Source organism: Paenirhodobacter ferrireducens (genome assembly GCF_004022265.1).
Classification (GTDB): domain Bacteria; phylum Pseudomonadota; class Alphaproteobacteria; order Rhodobacterales; family Rhodobacteraceae; genus Rhodobacter; species Rhodobacter ferrireducens.
In genome coordinates this window covers 139881-160341 of record NZ_SAVB01000007.1, presented here as the reverse complement: position 1 = coordinate 160341, position 20461 = coordinate 139881, and the positions used below count along the sequence as shown (strand labels likewise).

At 68.6% G+C, this 20461-nt stretch carries 18 protein-coding genes; 7 read left to right on the top strand and 11 right to left on the bottom strand.

All coding sequences use genetic code 11. The annotated features are described in order from the left end of the window. The first annotated feature begins 1 nt into the window (after position 1). Positions 2–1204 (top strand): 3-oxoadipyl-CoA thiolase, encoded by a 1203-nt coding sequence (pcaF, locus tag EOW65_RS07510; protein ID WP_128148346.1) that lies wholly within the window; start codon positions 2–4, stop codon positions 1202–1204. A gap of 69 nt (positions 1205–1273) precedes the next feature. Here the strand turns inward: pcaF and EOW65_RS07505 are convergent, their stop codons facing one another. The 8 genes from EOW65_RS07505 to EOW65_RS07470 all read right to left on the bottom strand — a co-directional run bounded on the left by EOW65_RS07505 (position 1274) and on the right by EOW65_RS07470 (position 11087). Beyond that, entirely contained in the window at positions 1274–3358 is a 2085-nt protein-coding gene (locus tag EOW65_RS07505; RefSeq protein ID WP_128148345.1) for a c-type cytochrome, read from the bottom strand. A 350-nt stretch (positions 3359–3708) separates the two neighbouring features. Further along, positions 3709–5133 (bottom strand): gamma-aminobutyraldehyde dehydrogenase, encoded by a 1425-nt coding sequence (locus tag EOW65_RS07500; RefSeq protein WP_128148344.1) that lies wholly within the window; start codon positions 5131–5133, stop codon positions 3709–3711. A 17-nt stretch (positions 5134–5150) separates the two neighbouring features. Beyond that, a complete protein-coding gene (locus EOW65_RS07495; RefSeq protein WP_128148343.1) occupies positions 5151–5960 on the bottom strand; it encodes an ABC transporter permease in 810 nt (269 codons plus the stop codon). Beyond that, positions 5950–6891 (bottom strand): ABC transporter permease, encoded by a 942-nt coding sequence (locus tag EOW65_RS07490; protein ID WP_128148342.1) that lies wholly within the window; start codon positions 6889–6891, stop codon positions 5950–5952. The genes EOW65_RS07495 and EOW65_RS07490 overlap by 11 nt, the downstream gene beginning before the upstream one ends. Then, the gene (locus EOW65_RS07485; protein WP_128148341.1) at positions 6888–7871 is read right to left on the bottom strand and encodes an ABC transporter ATP-binding protein; all 984 of its coding nucleotides are present in this window, start codon (positions 7869–7871) and stop codon (positions 6888–6890) included. The genes EOW65_RS07490 and EOW65_RS07485 overlap by 4 nt, the downstream gene beginning before the upstream one ends. Before the next feature lie 67 nt (positions 7872–7938). Next, positions 7939–9093 carry an ABC transporter substrate-binding protein gene (locus EOW65_RS07480; protein ID WP_128148340.1) on the bottom strand — a complete coding sequence of 385 codons (1155 nt, stop codon included), beginning with the start codon at positions 9091–9093 and terminating at the stop codon, positions 7939–7941. A 122-nt stretch (positions 9094–9215) separates the two neighbouring features. Beyond that, positions 9216–10118 carry a LysR family transcriptional regulator gene (locus EOW65_RS07475; protein ID WP_128148339.1) on the bottom strand — a complete coding sequence of 301 codons (903 nt, stop codon included), beginning with the start codon at positions 10116–10118 and terminating at the stop codon, positions 9216–9218. A gap of 69 nt (positions 10119–10187) precedes the next feature. Beyond that, complete coding sequence (locus EOW65_RS07470; RefSeq protein ID WP_113900495.1) at positions 10188–11087, bottom strand: LysR family transcriptional regulator; 900 nt, start codon at positions 11085–11087, stop codon at positions 10188–10190. A 94-nt stretch (positions 11088–11181) separates the two neighbouring features. On the opposite strand from EOW65_RS07470, the gene EOW65_RS07465 reads away from it, so the two are divergent. Together EOW65_RS07465 and EOW65_RS07460 are read left to right on the top strand one after the other, a co-directional pair. Continuing rightward, entirely contained in the window at positions 11182–11574 is a 393-nt protein-coding gene (locus EOW65_RS07465) for a CidA/LrgA family protein (protein ID WP_128148338.1), read from the top strand. Then, positions 11567–12292, top strand: a complete 726-nt coding sequence (locus EOW65_RS07460; RefSeq protein ID WP_206364030.1) for an LrgB family protein — start codon at positions 11567–11569, stop codon at positions 12290–12292. Before EOW65_RS07465 ends, EOW65_RS07460 begins: the two co-directional genes overlap by 8 nt. 17 nt (positions 12293–12309) lie before the next feature. Here the strand turns inward: EOW65_RS07460 and EOW65_RS07455 are convergent, their stop codons facing one another. Then, the gene (locus EOW65_RS07455; RefSeq protein ID WP_128148337.1) at positions 12310–12852 is read right to left on the bottom strand and encodes a TetR/AcrR family transcriptional regulator; all 543 of its coding nucleotides are present in this window, start codon (positions 12850–12852) and stop codon (positions 12310–12312) included. A gap of 80 nt (positions 12853–12932) precedes the next feature. Between EOW65_RS07455 and EOW65_RS20110 the strand changes: the two genes are divergently transcribed. From EOW65_RS20110 to EOW65_RS07440, 3 genes are all read left to right on the top strand, one after another. Further along, entirely contained in the window at positions 12933–13574 is a 642-nt protein-coding gene (locus tag EOW65_RS20110; protein WP_206364029.1) for a DUF3995 domain-containing protein, read from the top strand. A gap of 85 nt (positions 13575–13659) precedes the next feature. Continuing rightward, positions 13660–15459: a sigma-54-dependent Fis family transcriptional regulator gene (locus tag EOW65_RS07445; RefSeq protein WP_128148336.1), complete on the top strand. Its 1800-nt coding sequence runs from the start codon at positions 13660–13662 to the stop codon at positions 15457–15459. Between the two features lie 134 nt (positions 15460–15593). Then, positions 15594–16631: a zinc-dependent alcohol dehydrogenase family protein gene (locus EOW65_RS07440; protein WP_128148335.1), complete on the top strand. Its 1038-nt coding sequence runs from the start codon at positions 15594–15596 to the stop codon at positions 16629–16631. A gap of 60 nt (positions 16632–16691) precedes the next feature. On the opposite strand, the gene EOW65_RS07435 is transcribed toward EOW65_RS07440, so the two are convergent. Next, positions 16692–17621: a proline iminopeptidase-family hydrolase gene (locus tag EOW65_RS07435; protein WP_128148334.1), complete on the bottom strand. Its 930-nt coding sequence runs from the start codon at positions 17619–17621 to the stop codon at positions 16692–16694. Between the two features lie 76 nt (positions 17622–17697). Further along, a complete protein-coding gene (locus EOW65_RS07430) occupies positions 17698–18465 on the bottom strand; it encodes a helix-turn-helix transcriptional regulator (RefSeq protein WP_128148333.1) in 768 nt (255 codons plus the stop codon). 301 nt (positions 18466–18766) lie between these two features. Here EOW65_RS07430 and EOW65_RS07425 point away from each other — a divergent pair, with 301 nt between their 5' ends. After that, the gene (locus EOW65_RS07425; protein ID WP_128148332.1) at positions 18767–20449 is read left to right on the top strand and encodes an ABC transporter substrate-binding protein; all 1683 of its coding nucleotides are present in this window, start codon (positions 18767–18769) and stop codon (positions 20447–20449) included. Positions 20450–20461 lie beyond the last annotated feature (12 nt).

Here is a 20461-nt window from a genome sequence, read left to right as displayed (position 1 = left end):
GATGACCGACGTTTTCATCTGCGACTACATCCGCACGCCGATCGGCCGCTTTGGCGGCGCACTCGCCACCGTGCGCACCGACGATCTGGGCGCCATCCCGCTGCGCGCGCTGATGACGCGCAACCCGAATGTCGACTGGGCCGCCGTCGATGACGTGATCTTCGGCTGCGCCAATCAGGCGGGCGAAGACAACCGCAACGTCGCGCGCATGTCGCTGCTGCTTGCGGGTCTGCCGGTCACGGTGCCGGGCACGACGATCAACCGGCTGTGCGGCTCGGGCATGGACGCCGTGCTGACCGCCGCCCGCGCGATCAAGGCGGGCGAGGCCGATCTGATGATCGCCGGCGGCGTCGAGAGCATGTCGCGCGCGCCCTTCGTGATGCCCAAGGCCGAAAGCGCCTTTTCGCGCGCGGCCGAGGTGCATGACACGACGATCGGCTGGCGCTTCGTCAACCCGCTGATGAAGGCGCAATACGGCGTCGACAGCATGCCCGAGACCGCCGAGAACGTCGCCGAGGACTTCGCCATCTCGCGCGCCGATCAGGACGCCTTCGCGCTGCGCAGCCAGGCGAAGGCCGCGGCGGCGCAGGAAAACGGCCGGCTCGCGCAGGAGATCACCCCGGTCGAGATCCCGAACCGCAAGGGCGAGCCGAAGATCGTCGACCGCGACGAGCATCCGCGCGCCACCACGATCGAGGCGCTCTCGGGCCTCAGGGCCATCGTGAAGACGGGCGGCACGGTCACCGCGGGCAATGCGAGCGGCGTGAATGACGGCGCCGCAGCGCTGATCCTCGCCTCGGAGGCGGCGGCACGGCGGCACGGGCTGACCCCGATCGCGCGGGTGCTGGGCGGGGCCGCGACCGGCGTCGCGCCGCGGATCATGGGCTTCGGCCCGGCGCCCGCCTCGCAAAAGCTGATGGCGCGGCTTGGCCTGAGCCAAGCGGATTTCGACGTGATCGAGCTGAACGAGGCCTTCGCGAGCCAGGGCCTCGCCACGCTGCGCGCGCTTGGTATCGCCGATGACGATGCGCGGGTGAACCCGAACGGCGGCGCGATCGCGCTTGGCCATCCGCTTGGCATGTCCGGCGCGCGGATCACCGGCACCGCCGCGCTCGAGCTGCTGAAGACCGGCGGCAAGCGCTCGCTCTCCACCATGTGCATCGGCGTCGGTCAGGGCATCGCGATCGCGCTCGAGCGGGTCTGAGCCCCAAAAGAAAACGGCCGGCCCCGGGACGAGGGGCCGGCCGCGGACGCAGGACGCGGGATTGTGGGATCAGTAACGCGCGTCCTTCGGTTTCGGGTCCTTCGGCCAGTCCTTCACCTTGTCGGGGAAGTCGGGGCGCGGCATGTGGGTGAAATATTCCGCCACGTCGAGCGCGTCCTGATCCGACAGCCCCCCCTGCCCGAGCGGGAACTTGCCATGCGCCGCGATCGGCATGTTCTGCTTGACGAAGGCGGCGGCCTTGAAGGTGCGGGCCATGCCGGCGCCGATGTTGAACGAGCGCTCGCCCCAGAGCGGCGGATAGACCACCCGGCCGGCGGCATCGGTCAGCCCCTCGCCATTCTCGCCATGGCAGGCGGCGCATTGCTCGGCATAGAGCGTCTTGCCGCGCACCGGATCGGGGATCAGCTTGGTATCGACCTTGCCGATGCCACGGCCCTCGACCTTGTCCTCGGGCTTGGTCTCGCCCTTCATCCAGTCGAAATAGGCCAGCATCGCCAGCATGTCGGGGCCGTCCTTCGCCAGCGGCTTGCCGTTCATCGAGCGGCGGAAGCAACCGTTGATGCGGTCCTCCATGGTGATGACCTTGCCGGCGCGCTGCTGATAGGAGGGGAAGAAGGCGGTGATGCCGACATAGGGCGAGCCATCGGCCACCGTGCCCGCATTCAGGTGGCACGAGGTGCAGTTCAGGTCATCGCCGACATTGCCGGGCAGCAGGTCACGGGTCTCGGCATTCAGCCGCATACCGCGCACCAGCTGATCGGCATTCGGCGCGCCGAGCATCGCGGCAAGCCGCGGCGTCTCGAAGGTTGCGCTGTCGACCTCGGGGCCGATCGCCGCACGGGCCTTTGCCACCGCCTCGGGCGTCACCGGCGCGGCGCCCGCACCGAAGTTCTCGCGCACGAAGCTGAGGATCTGCGCGATCTCGTCATCGCCGAGCTTGGCAAAGCCCGGCATGTGGAAGGCGCGCGGATGGGCCGCCGTCACCGCGCTTTGCCCGCCGGTCAGGGTGATGTGGATGAGCGTCGCGGGATCTTCGGCCGAGATCGTGTGGTTGCCGCCGAAGGGCGGGAAGACGCCGGGCACGCCCTCGCCGTTCGGGCGGTGGCAATCCGAGCAGAACTGCGCATAGCCAAGCCCGCCCGGCGTGGTCCAGGTGGTCTCGGGCACCAGCGCGGCGACCACGTCTTCGGGGCTGGTCGGCTGTTCCGGCCGGTCGGCGGGCAGCGATTTCATGTAGACCGCCATCGCCGTCAGATCGAGATCCGAGAAATGCTGCGTCGAATGCGAGATCACGTCGACCATGCTGCCCGAAACGGTGGCAAAGCGGTTCTGCCCGGTCTTCAGCAACCGCACCATGTCCGAGACGGTCCACAGGTTGCGCAGGTTGACGGCGTTCCAGTTCTCGACCTGCGCGCCCGACAGGAACTTGTCGCCCTGCGGCCCGGTGCCGTCCATGGTGACCTCCTGGAAGCCGATGCCGCGGGGCGTGTGGCAGGCGCCGCAATGGCCCAGGCTCTGCACCAGATAGGCGCCGCGGTTCCACACCGCATCCTTCGACGGATCGGGGGTGAAGGGGGCGCTTTTCAGGAAGGCGGTGTTCCAGTAGGCCATGCCCCAGCGCTGGTTGAACGGGAAGCCGAGCTCGGTTTCCGGCGCCGCTTGGCTCACCGGCGCAAGGCCCTGGCTGAGATAGGCCCAGAGCGCGCCCATGTCGGCCTCGGTCATCTTGGCATAGGAGGGATAGGGCATCGCCGGATAGAGGTGACGACCGTCCGCCGCCACGCCCTTGCGCATCGCGCGGTCGAACTCGGCATAGCTCCAGCCGCCGATGCCGGTTTCCGGGTCGGGGGTGATGTTGGTCGACCAGATCGTGCCCATCGGGCTTTCGAGGGCAAGCCCGCCCGCCATCTCCACCCCGTCCTTCGCGGTATGGCAGGCGACGCAGTCGCCAAGCTCGGCGATGTAGCGGCCACGCGCGATCAGGTCGGCGCTCGCCTCGCCGGTGAAGCCGGGCGTCACCGCCTCGAGGGCCGGCGGCCGGGCGAGGAACAGCGCCGTCCCCCCGGCCAGCACCGCGACCACCCCGACGGCGGCTGCATATTTCCCCTTGCGACTTGTCTTGTCCGTAGCCATGGCGATCACTTCCACTCTTCTGCCCTTGCCCGAGGCTAGGAAGCAGCCCCCTTGCCGGCAATCCGGGGTTAGCCCGCAGCCTCTAGGGGTTTACCCGAGGGGGAAGATCCGATCGCGTTTGGAGACGACGCCGGAAGCGGGCCACAGACGAGACGTCATCACATTGCAATATAATGAATTTCATCCCGCCACCGATGCTGCCACGGCACCTCACCCCGGCCCCGGCCTGCGGGCGCGGCACAATGACACGGGCACCGCCCCGGTGGATGCAAAAAGGCCCGCGCGGCACCGTGAAGGTGCTGCGCGGGCCCGAAGGTGGCAGCGGGGCGCCCTGCCCCGCCGCCAGGGGATCAGAGCGCGATCATCACATGCCGCACGACCGAGTAATCCTCGAGCGCATAGATCGACATGTCCTTGCCATAGCCCGACTGCTTCAGCCCGCCATGCGGCATCTCGTTCGTCAGCATGAAGTGGGTGTTCACCCAGGTGCAGCCGTATTGCAGCCGCGAGGCGACCGAGAGGCCCTTGCTCACGTCCTTGGTCCAGACCGACGACGCCAGACCATAGTCCGAGTCATTCGCCCAGCCGATCGCCTCTTCCGGCTCGTCGAAGCGGGTGACCGAGACAACGGGGCCGAAGACCTCGCGCCGGACGATCTCGTCCGATTGCAGGGCGCCCGCGATGACGGTCGGCTTGTAGAAGAAGCCCTTGCCCTCGGGGATCTCGCCGCCGGTGGCGACCTCGATGTGGTTCTGTTCACGCGCGCGGGCGACGAAGGAGGCGACGCGGTCGCGCTGCCGCGGCGAAATGAGCGGCCCCATCTCGTTCAGGCTGTCGTCCTCGTTGCCGAAACCGATGGTCGAGACCGCGGCGGCAAGCTCGGCCACGAATTTCTCGTAGACGCCCGATTGCGCATAGATCCGGCAGGCGGCGGTGCAGTCCTGCCCGGCGTTGTAATAGCCGAAGGCGCGCAGCCCCGCGACGGCCGCCTCGATGTCGGCATCGTCGAACAGGATCACCGGCGCCTTGCCGCCAAGTTCCAGATGGGTGCGCTTGATCGTGCGGGTCGCGGCCTCAAGCATCTTGCGCCCGGTCGCGATGTCGCCGGTGAGCGAGATCATCGCCACCTTCGGGTGGTTGATGAGGGCCGAGCCCACGGTCTCGCCACGGCCGAGGACGATGTTCACGACGCCCTCGGGCAGCACCTCGGCAAAGATCTTCGCCATCGCGAGCGCCGTCAGCGGCGTCTGTTCCGAGGGCTTGAACACCACGGTGTTGCCCGCGCCGATCGCCGGCGCGATCTTCCAGGCCATCATCATCAGCGGATAGTTCCAGGGCGCGATCGAGGCGACGACGCCGATCGGATCGCGCCGGATCATCGAGGTATGGCCAGGCAGGTATTCGCCCGCCACCGGCCCGTGCATGGTGCGCACGGCGCCCGCGAAGAAGCGGAAGCAGTCGATGATCGCCGGCAGCTCGTCGCCGAGCGCCATATGCCCCGGCTTGCCGCAGTTGAGCGCCTCGAGCCCGGCGAGCGTCGCCGCCTCGGCCTCGATCTTCTCGGCGATCTTCAGCAGATAGCCCGAGCGCTCGGCCGGCGTGGTGCGCGACCAGGTGGTGAAGGCCGTCGTCGCGGCCGTCACCGCCGCCTCGACCTGCGCGAGCGAGGCCTCGGGAAGGGTGACGATCACCTCGCCGGTGCGGGGGTTGAGGATCTGTTCCTCGGTCTCGGTGCCGGCAACGAGGTTGGCGCCGATCAGCATCTGCGTTTGCATGGAGGTCTCCCAGTCAGTCATTTCTCGGAACCGGCGGTGTTTTCGCCGTCTTTGGTCAGGTAATAGGCGGCCAGGATCGGCAGCACCGTCACCAGCACCACGGCCATGGCGACGACGTTGGTCACCGGGCGCTGGCGCGGGCGGACGAGTTCCTCGAGCATCCAGATCGGCAGGGTCGACTGGTTGCCGGCGGTGAAGGTGGTCACGATCACCTCGTCGAAGGACAGCGCGAAGGCGAGCATGCCGCCGGCCAGAAGCGCCGTGCCGATGTTGGGCAGGATCACCAGGCGGAAGGTCTGCACCCCGTCCGCGCCCAGATCCATCGCCGCGTCGATGAGCGAGCCCGAGGTGCGGCGGAACCGCGCCACGGCGTTGTTGTAGACGACCACGATGCAGAAGGTCGCGTGGCCAAGGACGATCGTCCAGGTGCTGAACGGGATGTCGAGCAGCGCGAAAGCCGAGCGCAGCGAGATCCCGGTGATGATGCCCGGCAGCGCGATCGGCAGGATCACGAGCAGCGAGATCGCCTCGCGCCCGAAGAAGCGCGAGCGGGCGACGGCGGCGGCCGTCAGCGTGCCCAGCACCAGCGCGATCGTGGTCGAGATCGCCGCGACCTTCAGCGACAGGCCAAGCGCCTGCCAGACATCGCCACGCCCGAGCGTCACGCCCAGCCATTTCAGGGTCAGCCCCGGCGGCGGGAACTGATAGCTCTTTTCCTCGGTGGTGAAGGCATAAAGGAAGATCAGCGCGATCGGGGCGAGCAGGAAGATCAGCCCGCCGATCGCCGAGAGTTTGAGCGCAAGCGGCGCCTTGGTATCAGAGTGCATCGAAAGCCCCCATCTTGCGCGCGCCCCACAGGTAGAAGCCCATGAGCACGATCGGAACCACGGTGAAGGCGGCGGCGAGCGGGATGTTCCCGGCCGTGCCCTGCTGGGTGTAGACCGCCTGGCCGATGAACAGCCGGCCGGAGCCGATGATCTGCGGGATGATGTAATCGCCGAGCGTCAGCGAGAAGGTGAAGATCGAGCCCGCGACGATGCCCGGCAGGGCGAGCGGGAACAGCACCATGCGGAACGACTGCCGCGGCGTCGCGCCAAGGTCCGAGGCGGCCTCGAGCAGCGGCCCCGGCACCCGTTCGAGCGAGGCCTGCACCGGGATGATCATGTAGGGCAGCCAGATGTAGACGAAGACGATGAAGGTGCCGAGATAGCTGACCGAGAGCGAGTTGCCGCCGATCACCGGCAGCGACAGGATGCCGTCGAGCGCCCAGGTCAGATGCAGCTTGGCAAAGACCCAGTTCAGGATGCCCTCCTTCGCCAGCACCAGCTTCCAGGCATAGACCTTGACCAGATAGCTCGACCACAAGGGCAGCATGACGCCGATGTAGAAGAGCGCCTTCCATTTCCCCTTCGCGTAGCGCGCGGCGAAATAGGCGATCGGGAAGGCCAGCACCGCCGAGGCGAGCGTGACCGAGCCCGCCATCACCACGGTGCGCACGATGATGTCGAAGTTCGACGGGCGCAGCAGCTCGGCATAGGTCTTGAGCGTGAACTCGTGCTGCACCACGCCCGAGAATTCGTCGATCGAGAAGAAGCTCTGCATCAGCAGCGCGATCAGCGCGCCGATGTAGACGATGCCGAGCCAGAGCACGATCGGCAGGATCATCAGGAAGGTGAACATCCGCGGATGGCGGATCACCCAGTCGACGCCCCGCGCGACAAGCCCCGCACGCGGCGCAAAGATCGCGTGATCGGTCATGCGCCGTGCTCCATCACATGCACCTTCGCCGGATCCCAGCCGATGCGGGCGGTCTGGCCGGGTTCGGGCAGGGTCTCGGCGGGCGAGACGAGCGCGGTCAGCGCCTGGCCGTCCAGCTCGAGGCCAAGCTTGACCACCCGGCCGTGATAGGCGCGCGCGGTGACCCGGGCCTCGCGGCCGGCGGGATCGAGGCGGATGTCCTCGGGGCGCAGGCTGGCCCAGCGGCCGGCGGGGCCGGCGCCGACGAACTCGGCCGGCAGCACGTTCGAGGAGCCGACGAAATCGGCGACGAAGCGGCTTGCCGGGCGGCGGTAGATCTCTTCGGGGGTGCCGACCTGCTGGATCGTGCCATGCGCGAAGACCGCGACGCGGTCGGCCATCGACAGCGCCTCTTCCTGGTCATGGGTGACGAAGACGAAGGTCATGCCAAGGGCGCGTTGCAGCCGGCGCAGCTCCTCCTGCATCTGCTCGCGGAGCTTCAGGTCAAGCGCGCCGAGCGGCTCGTCCAGAAGCAGCACGCGCGGCTTGTTGACGAGCGCGCGGGCAAGCGCCACGCGCTGCCGCTGACCGCCCGAAAGCGCCCCCGCACGGCGGTCGCCATAGCCTGCGAGTTCCACCAGCTCGAGCGCCTCCTCGGCGGCGCGATTGCGCTCGGCCCGGCCCACGCCCTTCACCCGCAGCCCAAAGGCGACGTTGTCGCGCACGTCCATGTGCGGGAAGAGCGCATAGTTCTGGAACACGGTGTTGACGTTGCGCCGGTAGGGCGGCACGCCCTCGGCCCGCTCGCCATAGATCTCGATATGGCCGGCGGTCGGCTGCTCGAAGCCCGCGATCAGGCGCAGACAGGTGGTCTTGCCGGAACCCGAGGGCCCCAGCATGGCGAAGAACTCGCCATCGGCGATGTCGAGGTCAACGCCATCGACGGCCCGGACGATGCCGAAATGCCGACAGACGCCGCGGAAACTCACAGCTTGGGTCATGCTTGGTCTTTCAGGGGAGGAAGTCAGGAAGGAGGGCCCGGGCGTCACCGCCCGGGCGCAGGGCGGATCAGCCGCCCATCACGGCGATGTAGTCGGACACCCAGCGGTGATAGGGCACGCAGCCGCCGGCCTCGCATTTCGAGGTGGGGGTGCGCCAGAACCAGATCTTGTCGAAGTCCTTCAGCCCGTTCGCGTCGCAGCCCTCGGCGGTCTGCATCCCCGACTTGTCGGTGCAGGCCTCGGGAACTGAGGGCACGGCGCCGAACCACACGGACAGATCCGACTGCAGGTTCGAGTTCAGCGAATGCTCCATCCACAGATAGGCGCAGGTCGGGTGCTTGGCGTCCGAGTGCAGCATCAGCGTGTCGGCCCAGCCCGAGGCGCCTTCCTTCGGCACCACCGAGGCCACCGGCGCGCCGTCGGCCTTCAGCAGGTTGACCTGGAACGGCCAGGCCGAGGAGGCGACGACGCCCTCGTTCTTGAAGTCGTCGATCTGCACCATCGCGTCATGCCAGTAGCGCGAGACGAGCTGGCGCTGGCCCTTCAGGAGTTCAAGCGCGGCGGCATACTGGTCCTCGTTCAGCTCGTAGGGGTTCTCGATGCCGAGCTCGGGCTTGTGCGCCTTCAGATACATCGCGGCATCGGCGATGTAGATCGGGCCGTCATAGGCCTGCACCCGGCCCCTGTTCGACTTGCCGTCGGGGAGCGTCTGTTCGTTGAACACGACATCCCAGCTGTCGGGCGCGGTCTTGAACACCTCGGTGTTGTACATCAGCACGTTCGGGCCCCACATGAAGGGCACGCCATAATGGGTGCCGTCGACGGTGTGCCAGGGGGCATCCTTCAGCCGGTCGTCGACGCGCTTCCAGTCGGGGATCAGATCGATATTGACCGGCTGCACCTTGCCGCCCGCGATCAGCCGCAGCGAGGCATCGCCCGAAGCCGTCACCAGGTCGAAGCCCCCCTGGTTCATCAGCGAGACCATTTCATCGGAGGTGCCGGCGGTCTTCACCTCGACCTTGCAGCCGGTCTTTTCCTCGAACTTCGTGACCCAGTCATAGGCCGGGTCGGTCTCGCCGCGCTCGATATAGCCCGGCCAGGCGACGATCGACAGCGCGCCCTCGGGCTTGCCCAGTTCCTTCAGCATCTCGGCCTGCGCCGGCACTGCCAGCGCGGCACCGAGGGCGATCCCCGAGGCGCAGAGGTTCAGAAGCTTTTTCATCCGCATGTTCCCTGTTGTCTTGGGGCACATCGCGGCCCCTCGCACGGAAGCGTGATGGAGATGGCACGTTTTCGCAAATTCAATTGACAGAAGCGCACTATCGGAAAAGTCGATACCGAAATTTATCGTTGCGCCGAATAGCTTTGCGCGGCGCGGATAAATTCGCGCGCGGTCTCGGGAAGGGGCGCGCCCTTGCGCCAGACCACGCCCACCTGCACCACCGGCAGCTTGCCCGAGACATCGCGCGAGACGATCCGGTCGCCTTCGAGCGACCAGCGGCGATAGACGAGCTCGGGCAGAAGGGCGATTCCCGCCCCCGTCGCAACGAGCGAGCGCACCGCCTCGACCGACCGGGTGCGGAAGGCCACGCGCGGGCGGGCGCCAAGGGCGCTCAAAAGGCCCCGCGTCGCCTCCTCGATCTCGTCGAGGCGCAGCATGATCATCGGCTCGCCCACCAGATCCTCGATCGCGACCGAGGTCGCCTCGGTCAGCCGGTGGCCATTCGGCAGCCACAGCTGATAGGGCGAAACCTCGAGGATCTCGGTCTGCAGCGCCATCCGGTCGCGCAGCGCCGAGGTCACCATCACCGCCACGTCCAGCTCGCCGCCGATCAGCAGGTGTTCGAGGTAATCGCCGCTGTCCTCGAGCGCGGTGACATCGACATTGGGGTTCGCCCGGCGAAACCGGGCCAGGATATCGGACAGCACATAGCCCGCGACCAGCGAGGTCACGCCGACATGCAACGAGCCGCCAAGCTTTTCGGCGTCGGACACCACCGCCTGCCGCGCATCGGCGATGCTGGCCAGAATCCCTTGAGCGTGGCGCAGGAACTGGTGCCCCTTCTGCGTGATCTCGAGCCCGCGCGGGTGACGCGTGAAGAGCGCCACGCCCAGGTCTGCCTCGAGATCGCGGATCGCCTCGGTCACCGCCGATTGCGAGATCGACAGCGCCAGCGCCGCCCCCGAGACCGTGCCGCTTTCGGCGGCGGCGATGAAATAGCGCAGCTGGCGGATGGTGAAGGCCATGCGGGGGCTCCCTCTCTTGCCCGGGACAAGACCCGCCCGCGCCGGCGCGGTCAAGCCCTGCGGGCGGGCTCAGGGCAGCTCGGCCGGCTCGCCCCAGTCATAGCCGCGCACCAGATCGAGCCAGGCCTGCGCCGCGGCCGACAGATAGGCACCGCGGCGCCAGACCATCGCCATCACCCAATCGGTGCCCGGCTCGCTCAGCGGCACGCAGCGCACCGCCTTGCCGGCGCGCTGCAACGCGATCATCCGCGGCAGGAAGGTGGTGCCCATCCCCGCCGCGACCAGTTTCACCATGAAGTCGATCTGGCTGCTGACCGCCACCACCTTCGGTTCGAGCTCGGCCCGGCGGCAGGCATCGAGGATCACTCGATGCAGCGCGAAGCCGCTCTCGAACATGATGAAGGGGGTCTCGCGCAGCTCGGCCAGCGCGATCCGCCGCCGCCGGGCGAGCGGATGGCCGGGCGGCAACAGCGCCACCAGCGGTTCGCGCCGCACGAGCTGCACCTCGAAATCCTCCGAGGTCGGCAGAAGCGCGCCGGCAAAGTCGATCTCGCCCGCGCGCAGGCTTTCCTCGAGCCGGTCACTGCCATGCTCGGTCAGCTGCACCTCGACACCGGGATAGCGCTGCCGGTAGGTGGCGAAGAGCGGCGCGAAAAGCGTGCTCGAGCCGATCGGCGGCAGGCCGAGCCGCAGCACGCCACGCCCGAGCCCGCGCAGGTCGTCCAGTTCCGCCAGCAGGTCGTCACGGTCCGCGAGCAACCGCACGCCGCGGCGATAGACGATCTCGCCCGCCGTGGTCAGCACGCTGCGATGCCCGATCCGGTCAAGCAGCGGCACGCCGATCTCGTCCTCGAGCTGCTTCACCGCCTTGCTGATCGTCGATTGCGTCGCGTTCACCTCGCGCGCGGCCTGCGAGAACCCGCCCTGGCGGACAACCTCGACGAACATGCGCAGCGGCCGGAATTCCATCAGCATTCTCCTTTGGAATAGTTTTCAGTCAATCAATTCATTTCACTCATGGCAAGCCCTTCCCTAGATAAGAGCGATCGAAAGGAGGGCCGCGATGTCGACTCACTATGCTGTTTCAAAGCGGCTGCACCGCAGCACGGCGCTGCAGATCGGGGCGGTGCTGGTCTTCTGGGGCCTTGGCACGGCGCTGGCCGTCGCCTCGGGCGTGCCGCTGCCGGGGGGCATCCTCGGCCTTGCGCTGCTGCTCGCGCTGCTGCTCAGCCGCCGGCTCAGCGCCCTCAGCCTGCGGCGGGGAACCAGCTGGTTCCTGGCCGAGATGCTTCTGTTCTTCGTGCCCGCGGTGCTTGCCGTTCTCGGCCATCGCGAGTTCTTCGGCCTGATCGGGCTGAAGATCCTTGCCGTCATCCTGGTCAGCACGATCTCGGTGATGGTGTCGACCGCGCTCGCCGTCGAGGGCTGCTCGCGCTGGATGTCCCGCCATGCCTGATCTTTCCCTTGCCACGCTCGATCCGATGGCGCTGACCGGCGCGAATGTGCTGCTGTGGTCGGTGCTGACGATCGGCTCCTATGCGATCGCCAAGCAGATCTACCGGCGCTGGACGCATTGGTGGCTGATGCCGCTTGCGGTGGCGCCGGTGCTGGTCGCCGCAGCGGTGCTGGCGCTGCATGTCAGCTATCGCGACTACATGCGCTGGACCCATTGGCTGGTGCTGCTGCTGGGCCCGGCGACCGTCGCCTTCGCGGTGCCGATCTACGAACAGCGCGTCTTGATCCGCCGGCACTGGCCGGTGCTGCTGGTGGGCATGATCGCCGGCAGCCTGACCGCGATCGTCACCAGCTGGGGCCTGGCCTCGCTGCTCGGCCTCGACGAGGCGCTGCGGCTGAGCCTGGTGCCGCGCTCGATCAGCACCCCCTTCGCGATGGAGGTCTCGGGCGACATCGGTGGCGTGCCGGACCTGACGGCGGTCTTCGTGGTGATCACCGGTATCACCGGTGCGGCGCTCGGCGACATGATCCTCGCCCGCCTGCCCTTCGCCTCGGCGCTGGCACGCGGCGCGCTCTTCGGCATGGGCGCGCATGGCGCGGGCACGGCGCGCGCGCATCAGATCGGCTCGGCCGAGGGCGCAATCGCCGGCCTCGTGATGGTGCTCGTGGGCATCCTCAACGTGCTGATGGCGCCGGTCGTGGCGATGATTCTCGCCTGAACAGGCTGCCGCCCCGCTCAGGGCCAGCGCAGCAGCATCGGCGCGTTCAGCGCCATCGCCGCCTGATGCGGGGCGAGCCAGTCCTCCGCCCCGCTCGCGATCTCGCCGATCAGCGCGAAATAGACGAGGCGGGCCCGGGCCCGGGCGGGCTCGGGCGGCACCCCGGCGCTTTCGATCAGCCCCTGCAGATAGGCGCAGCGCCGCGCATCGGCGCGCCCGAGCGCCGCGCGCACCTGCGCATCGGCCGCCCCCCAGCCCCGCATCGCCGCCTCGAGCCGCAGATCGAGCCCGCTCAGCGCCGCCGAAAGCCGCGCCAGCCGCTCCTCGGGCGGGCCGCCCGCCGCCTCGACCGCGGCGATCACCGCGCCGGTCTGGCGCTGTTCCCAGACCTCGAGCATCGCCGCCAGCAATGCCTCACGCCCCGGGAAATGCCAGTAGAAACTGCCCTTGGTGACCGAAAGCCGCTTCGCCAGCAGCTCGACGCGCACCGCCGCAAGCCCGCCCTGCGCCAGCGCGGCCAGCCCCGCATCCACCCATGACTGACGATCGAGACGCTCCATGAGCACACCATACGGTGCCGTATTGACCCGGGCAAGTCCTTGCGCTACGCCTGCACCATACGCAACCGTATGGTGTATTCATGGACTGGCGTCTGCTTCTGGCCTCTGCCCTCGTCGCAACGATCGCCCTCGCGCATTCCGTGCAGGGGGAACGGCGTCTGCGCGCGCCCGATGGCCTTCCGCCGGGCACCCCGCGCGGGCTGCGCCTTGGCTGGCACCTCGCCTCGGCGCTGCTGCTGGCCGGCGCAGGGATCGTGTCGATTCTGGCCGCAGCACCACAGGCCCCCGCCGCGCCGCGGCTCGCCGGGCTCCTCGGCACGACCGCCGCGACGATCCTGATGGCGATTGCGGCGCTCCATGGCTGGTGGGCGCTTGCCGGCACGCGGGGGCTGCGCGCGGTGATCCCCGAGCGCGACGACGGCACGCCGCTGTTCCGGCCCGGGCGGATCGGCACCGCCGCCGTGGCGCTGGCCCTTGCGGGCGCAAGCGGGCTTGTCGCGCAACAGGCGCTCGGCCTGCCCGGCCCCTTCCCCGCCGCCCTGCTTTTGCCGGGCGGCCTGCTCCTTGCGCTGGCGCTGATCGCGCGGGCCGTGGGCGAGCGCCAGTATCTCGGCCTGTTCAAGACCCGGCGGCAATCGCTCTTCGCGCTGCTCGACACCGGCCTGTACACGCCGCTGTGCCTGTTTCTGGGCCTTGCCACCGCTGCGGTCTGCCTGCTCTGAGCCCCCCGCGCCCGCGCGCCTTGCTTGACAGTCGCGCCGCACCCGCCAAATCTGGCCTCAGGCTCGAGGAGGCCGGAGGAACCCGATGAACCGCACCCCCAGACAGCGGGGCAGCACCAAGCGCGATCTGGTGCTGTGCTCGTGGCTGCGCTCGCAGGGCGCGGGCGGGCTTGATGCGCGCACCCATGCCCCAAGCGTCGGGAGCGACGAGTTCAGCCGCATTCTCGGCGGCAACGACCGGCTGCGCGCGGCGGCGGCTGGCCTGCTCGACCGCACGCGGGGGATGCTCGACGGCAGCGACGCGCTCCTGCTGCTGTGCGACACGGGCGGGGTGGTGATGGAGGCGGTCGGCGGCCTGCAGGGCCGGCGCCGGGGCGAGCGCAACAACCTGCAACCCGGCGGCTGCTGGAGCGAAAGCGCGATCGGCACCAATGCGATCGGCACCGCGCTGCACCTGCGCCAGCCGGTGACGATCAGCGATGACGAGCATTTCTGCACCGCGATCCGGCACTGGGCCTGCGCCGCGGTGCCGCTGCACGATCCGCTCGACGGCACGCTTCTGGGGGTGGTCGACATTTCCGGCACGCCGGGGGCGGGGTTCGGCACGGCCGGCGCGCTTGCTACGGCGCTTGCCGCGCAGATCGAGGGCACGCTGCGCGACACCGATCAGCGCATGCACCGAGCACTGATCGAGCAGCTTCTCGCCAGCCGACCGCGCCGGCAGGGCGACGAGATGATGCTGCTCGACCGCTTCGGCCGGCTGGTCTGGGCGAGTGAGGCCTTTGCGGATTGCGCCGCGCACAGCGGCCTGCCCGCGCCCGAGACGCTGCGCCGCCTCGCCGCGGCGCGCGAGGGCGATGCGGCACAGGCCGCGACCTTGCTGCGCGACCGGCTGCCCGGCGCCGATGTCGATCTTCTGGGCCGCCCCGGCGCGCCGCTCGGCCTTGTGGTGACGCTGCCGCCCACCGCGCGCCGGCCCGGGCGCGGCGCGGCAGACGGGCTGACGCTGGCGCGGATCGCGGCGGCAAGCCCCGCCCTTGCGCCGCTCTGCGCCTCGGCCCGGAAGTTCCACGAGCGCGCCATCGCCCTGACCCTCGAGGGCGCGCCGGGCACCGGCAAGAGCACCCTCGCCCGCGCCCTGCACGCGGCCTGCGGCGGCCCCGGACGACCGTTCGAGACACTCGACTGCAGCGCCCTCGAGGCCGAGAGCCTCCGCGCCGATCTGCGTGCGGGCAGCGGGCCGCTCACCCAGGGCACGCGCGGCGGCACGCTGTGCCTGAGCGAACCCGCGCGCACCCCGCCCGAGGCGCAGCCGCTGCTTGCCCAGCTGCTCGAACGGCTGACCGAGCGCAGCGCGACCCCGGTCCGGCTGATCGCGCTTGCCAGCGCGCCACTCGCCGAGGCGGTGCGGCAGGGCACGCTGTCGCGCGAGCTGCAGCTGCGCTGCGCGGGGGCGGTGCTGCGCCTGCCGTCCCTCGCCGAGCGGCGCGACGAGATCGGCCCGCTGGTGCAGCATTTCGCCCGGCTCTGCGCCCCGGCCGGGCTGCGCCCGCTGCGCTTCAGCCCGGTCGCACTCGAGGCGCTGCGCCGCTACGACTGGCCCGGCAACCTGTGGGAGATGCGCGACCTGATCGCCGCGCTCGAGACCGAGCGCAGCGAGGGCGGGGTGCGGGTGATCGGCCCGGGCGATCTGCGCGCCGACATCCGCGCGAGCACAGCGCCGCCGGCGCCACGCCTGCATGACAGCGAAAAGGCCGCGATCCTGCGAGCCGTGGCCGAGGCGGACGGCAACCTCAGCCGCGCCGCGCGCCGGCTCGGCATCGCGCGCTCGACGCTCTATCTCAAGCTCGAGCAATACGGCCTGCGCCGCCCGGCACGGCGCTGACACCCCCGCGCCGGGGCCGGAGTGTCCGAAAATCGGACAGAAGCCGCCCCTGCCCCGCCCTTCCGGCCCCTCTCGCCCGCCTTCTATGCTCCGGCATGCAATCGCATGCTGAAATCGAGTGAGGAGGCTTCGAGATGAAAGCACTGGTGTTCCGCGGCCCCGGCCAGAAGGAATGGGTCGAGAAGGATCGGCCGACGATCCTGAAACCGACCGACGTGATCGTGAAGATCAGCAAGACCACGATCTGTGGCACCGACCTGCACATCCTGAAGGGCGATGTGCCGACCGTGGCGCCGGGCCGCACGCTGGGCCACGAGGGCGTCGGCATCGTCGAGGAGGTCGGCGACGCGGTGGTGAACTTCAAGACCGGCGACACGGTGCTGATCTCCTGCGTCACCTCCTGCGGCAAATGCCCGAACTGCAAGCGCCATCTCTATGCCCATTGCGACGATGGCGGCTGGATTCTCGGCCACATGATCGACGGCACGCAGGCCGAATACGTGCGCATCCCGCATGCCGATCATTCGTTGCACCCGATCCCGGCGGGGGCCGACGAAGAGGCGCTGGTGATGCTGTCGGACATCCTGCCGACCGGCTTCGAGATCGGCGTGCAATACGGCCATGTGAAGCCCGGCGACACCATCGCCGTGGTCGGCGCCGGCCCGGTGGGGATGTCGGTGCTGCTCACCGCGCAGTTCCTCTCGCCCGGCCGGATCATCATGATCGACATGGACCCGGCGCGGCTCGAGCTTGCCCGCCAGTTCGGCGCCACCGACACGATTCAGGTCGGCAGCGAGGACGTGGTGGCGCGGGTCATGGAGATGACGCATGGCAAGGGCGTCGACGTGGCGATCGAGGCGGTCGGCGTGCCGGCGACCTTCGACACCTGCCAGAAGATCGTTGCGGCGGGCGGCAACATCGCCAACGTCGGCGTGCACGGCAAGCCGGTCGAGCTGCACATCGAGGAACTCTGGATCAAGAACATCAACATCTCGATGGGGCTGGTGAACACCAACACCACGCCGATGCTGCTGAAGACGCTCGGCAATGCCCGGGTCGACCCGGCAAAGCTCGTCACCCACCGCTTCAAGCTCGACGAGATGATGACCGCCTATGACGTGTTCGCCAATGCTGCACGCGAAAAGGCGATGAAGGTGATCCTGAGCGCCTGAGCGCGCCCGGACCGCGATCCGGCCGGGATGCCCCGGCCGGGTCCTGCGCGGCCGCACGGCTCAGACGCCCGCGGCCTCGACCCCGGTCAGGAAGTCGGACACGGTGCGCAGGCACAGCGCCTTTTCCTCGACATGGGGCATGTGGGCCGAGTGCTCGAACAGCACCCAGCGGGCGCCGGGGATATTCTCGACCAGCGGCTTCGTCACCAGCGGCGTCGCCTCGTCGTACTTGCCCGAGATCACCAGCGCCGGCACGTTCACCAGATGCAACCGGTCCTCGATCGTCCAGTCCTTCATCGTGCCGATGACGTGGAACTCGGTCGGCCCGTTCATCGCGCGATAGACGGTGTTGTCGAGATCCATCAGCTCGAAGGTGCGGGTCACCTCGGGCGGCCAGGGGTCAAGCCGGCAGACGTGGCGCAGATAGAAGACCCGCGAGGCCGCCAGATAGTCCGGATCAGTCAGCGTGCCCGCGGCCTCGTGGCGCAACAGCGTCTGCTGCACCTCGGCCGGCAGTTCGGCGCGCAGCCGGTTCGCCTCGGCGACCCAGGTCGGCATGCTGGCCAGACTGTTGGCGAAGATGATCGCCTTCAGCCCCGCGGGCCGGCGCACCGCATGTTCGCCGCCCAGCATCCCGCCCCAGGACTGGCCGAGATAGGCATAGCGGTTGCGGATGCCCAGATGGTCGAGCAGGTGGTCGAGCTCGTCGAGGAACAGATCGACCGTCCAGAACTCGGGCCCCTTCTCGGGCAGGTGGGTGGAATTGCCATTGCCGAGCTGGTCGTAATGGATCACCGCCCGGCCATCGAGCGCGGCGATCTCCCTGAAGCTGTCGACATAGTCATGCGTGCAGCCCGGCCCGCCATGCGCGATGACAAGCGGCAGCTTGCCGTTTCCGGGATCGCCGGTGACCCGATACCAGGTCTGCCAGTCGCGAAACGGCATGAAGCCCTCGCGCGTCGGAAGTTCCGCCTGCGTCCGATCCTGCATCTTCGCCCTCCTGTGCCGGTTCCCCGAAACTCTATCGGCGGCGGCAGGCGGCTAGCAGCTATCAAAAATGAGGGGGTCAGATCAGCCCGCGCCGCACCGCCTCGGCCACGGCATGGCTGCGGTTGCGCGCGCCGAGCTTGCGCACCGCGGCGTTGAGATGCATCACCACCGTCGGCACCGAGCGCTCGATCAGCCGCGAGGTCTCCTTGGCCGAAAGCCCGCGCGCGGCATGGTCGAGGCATTCGCGCTCGCGCGCGCTCAGCACCGGGCGGGTGGCGGTCAGCCGCCGTCCGGGCGAGCCGATCTCGTTCTGGAACGCCTGCGCCATCAGCGCAAAGCCCGGCAGCACCTGCAGTGCAACGCGGCCGAAGGCCTGTCCGGGCCCGTTCCACAGCCCGTTCACCGTGACATAGCCGCCATCGGGCAGATGGATCGGCACGGTGATGCCATTGACGAAGCCGCTGGCCGAGACGAACTCGACCACCGGGCGGGAATGGCTGGTCAGATAGCCCTGGCTCAGCTCGCCCGCCTCGGCGTCATAGCTCCAGATGAAGGGCGCGACCGAATTCACCGCCACCGCCTGCACCGGATCGTGGCGCGCATAGCCGCGCCCGCACCAATAGTCGATCATCCCCGGATCGAGGTTGCGCACCTCCATCACCGAGGGCGCCATCACCGCCCCGTCCGCCTCGTGCCGCGCGGGGGTGTAATCGTAGATCAGCGCCGAGGCGCCGAAGCCGCGCGCGACCTCGAAGAAGCGGTCCACCCCGCGTTCGAGCGTCTCCGCCCCGAGCCCGGGGCCGGGCCCGAAGTCTCCGACCAGATGCGAGGCAACCGTCAGCATCGCGTCTCCCCTGAACCGCCGCGGTCGCCGGACCGGGCCTCTATCATTTTTGATAGGTTACGCGGGGCCAAGCCTTGCCACAATATCGACAGGCAGAGCGCCCGGTGCGCCCGAAACGTGAGAAACGATGCCGACACGTGGCGAATGGCCTGAAATTCGAGCAGTCTTCTTGTGCGATCCGTCCTGCCCCGCGGACGGTCCGACCTGCTCCGGCCGCCGCCGCGACTCGGGAAAAAACACCGTGCAGCGCAGGGGCCTTCCCCGCCCTGCCCGGACAAAACAATCCAACAAGGAGTTGACCATGATCACGAAGCTCACCCCCGCGCGCCCCGGACGCTGGGCGGCGACGGTCGCGACGATTGCCCTTCTGGCCGGGCTCGCGCCCGGCTTCGCCGCGGCCCAGGACGCGCATCGCGGCGGCACGCTCAGGCTGGTGTCGGTGTCCTCGCAGGGCACGCTCGACCCGCATGTGAACTACACCTCGCAGTTCTGGCAGCTGTATGCCTTCCTCTATGACGGGCTCGTCGGCTTCAAGAAGGTCGGCGGCCCGGAAAGCAAGGAGGTCGTCGCCGATCTCGCCGCGGCCCTGCCCGAGGTGTCGAACGACGGCAAGACCTATACCTTCACCCTGCGCAAGGGGGTGAAATTCTCGAACGGCAAGGAGATGACCACCGACGACGTGGAGGCCTCGTTCCAGCGCATCTTCAAGGTGCTGGGCCCGACCGCGGGCACCTTCTACAACGGCATCGTCGGCGCCGATCAGTGCCTTGCCGCGCCGGCCGACTGCACGCTTGCGGGCGGCATCGTGGCCGACAAGGCCGCCGGTACGGTGACGATCAACCTCGTCGCTCCCGATCCGGAATTCCTGTTCAAGCTGAGCGCGCCGCATGCCTCGATCCTGCCGGCCGAGACGACGGCCAAGGACAACGGCAACGCGCCGATCCCGGGCACCGGCGCCTACATGGTGAAAAGCTACGATCCGAACAACTCGATGGTGATCGTGCGCAACCCGGCCTTCAGCGAATGGAGCAAGGACGCCCAGCCCGAGGGCCATGTCGACGAGATCGACTATACCTTCGGCGGCACCGAGGAAGCCGCGGTGAACGCGATCCTGAACGGTCAGGCCGACTGGATGTTCGACCAGCCGCCGGCCGACCGCCTGGCCGAGCTGAGCACCGCCGCCCCCGACCAGATCCACCTCGCGCCGCTCTCGGCGTGGTGGTACGCGCCGATGAACGTGAACCTTGCGCCCTTCAACGACGTGCGCGTGCGTCAGGCGCTGAACTATGCCATCGACCGCGATGCGCTCGTGTCGCTCTTCGGCGGGCCGGCGCTCGCGCAGCCCGTCTGTCAGGTGCTGCCGCCCGACTTCCCGGGCCATGTCGATCAGTGCCAATACACGCTCGATCCCGGCGACAGCTGGAGCGCGCCCGACATGGACAAGGCAATGCAGCTGGTCGAGGAAAGCGGCACCAAGGGCGAGAAGGTCACCATCGTGACCGAGGACAACGCCGCCTCGCGCGGGATCGGCACCTATCTGCAGTCGGTGCTGAGCGACCTGGGCTACGAGGCCGCGGTGCAGACGATCTCGGGCGACATCCAGTTCACCTATATCCAGAACACCAACAACAAGGTGCAGATCTCGATCAGCCAGTGGTATGCCGACTATCCGGCCGCCTCGAACTTCCTCAACGTGCTCTTCGGCTGCGACTCGTTCCACCCCGGATCGGATGCCTCGATCAACATCGCGGGCTTCTGCGACAAGGGCATCGACGACCGGATGAAGGCCGCGATCGCGCTTGGCGCGACCGATCCGGCCGCGGCCGATGCGGAATGGGCGAAGATCGACGGGGCGGTGATGGAGGCAGCGCCGGCGCTGCCGCTCTTCACCCCGAAGCAGGTCGACCTGCTCAGCACCCGGGTCGGCAACTATGCCTTCTCGAACCAGTATCACTGGCTGATCGCGAACGCCTGGGTGCAGTGAGCCGCGACGAGG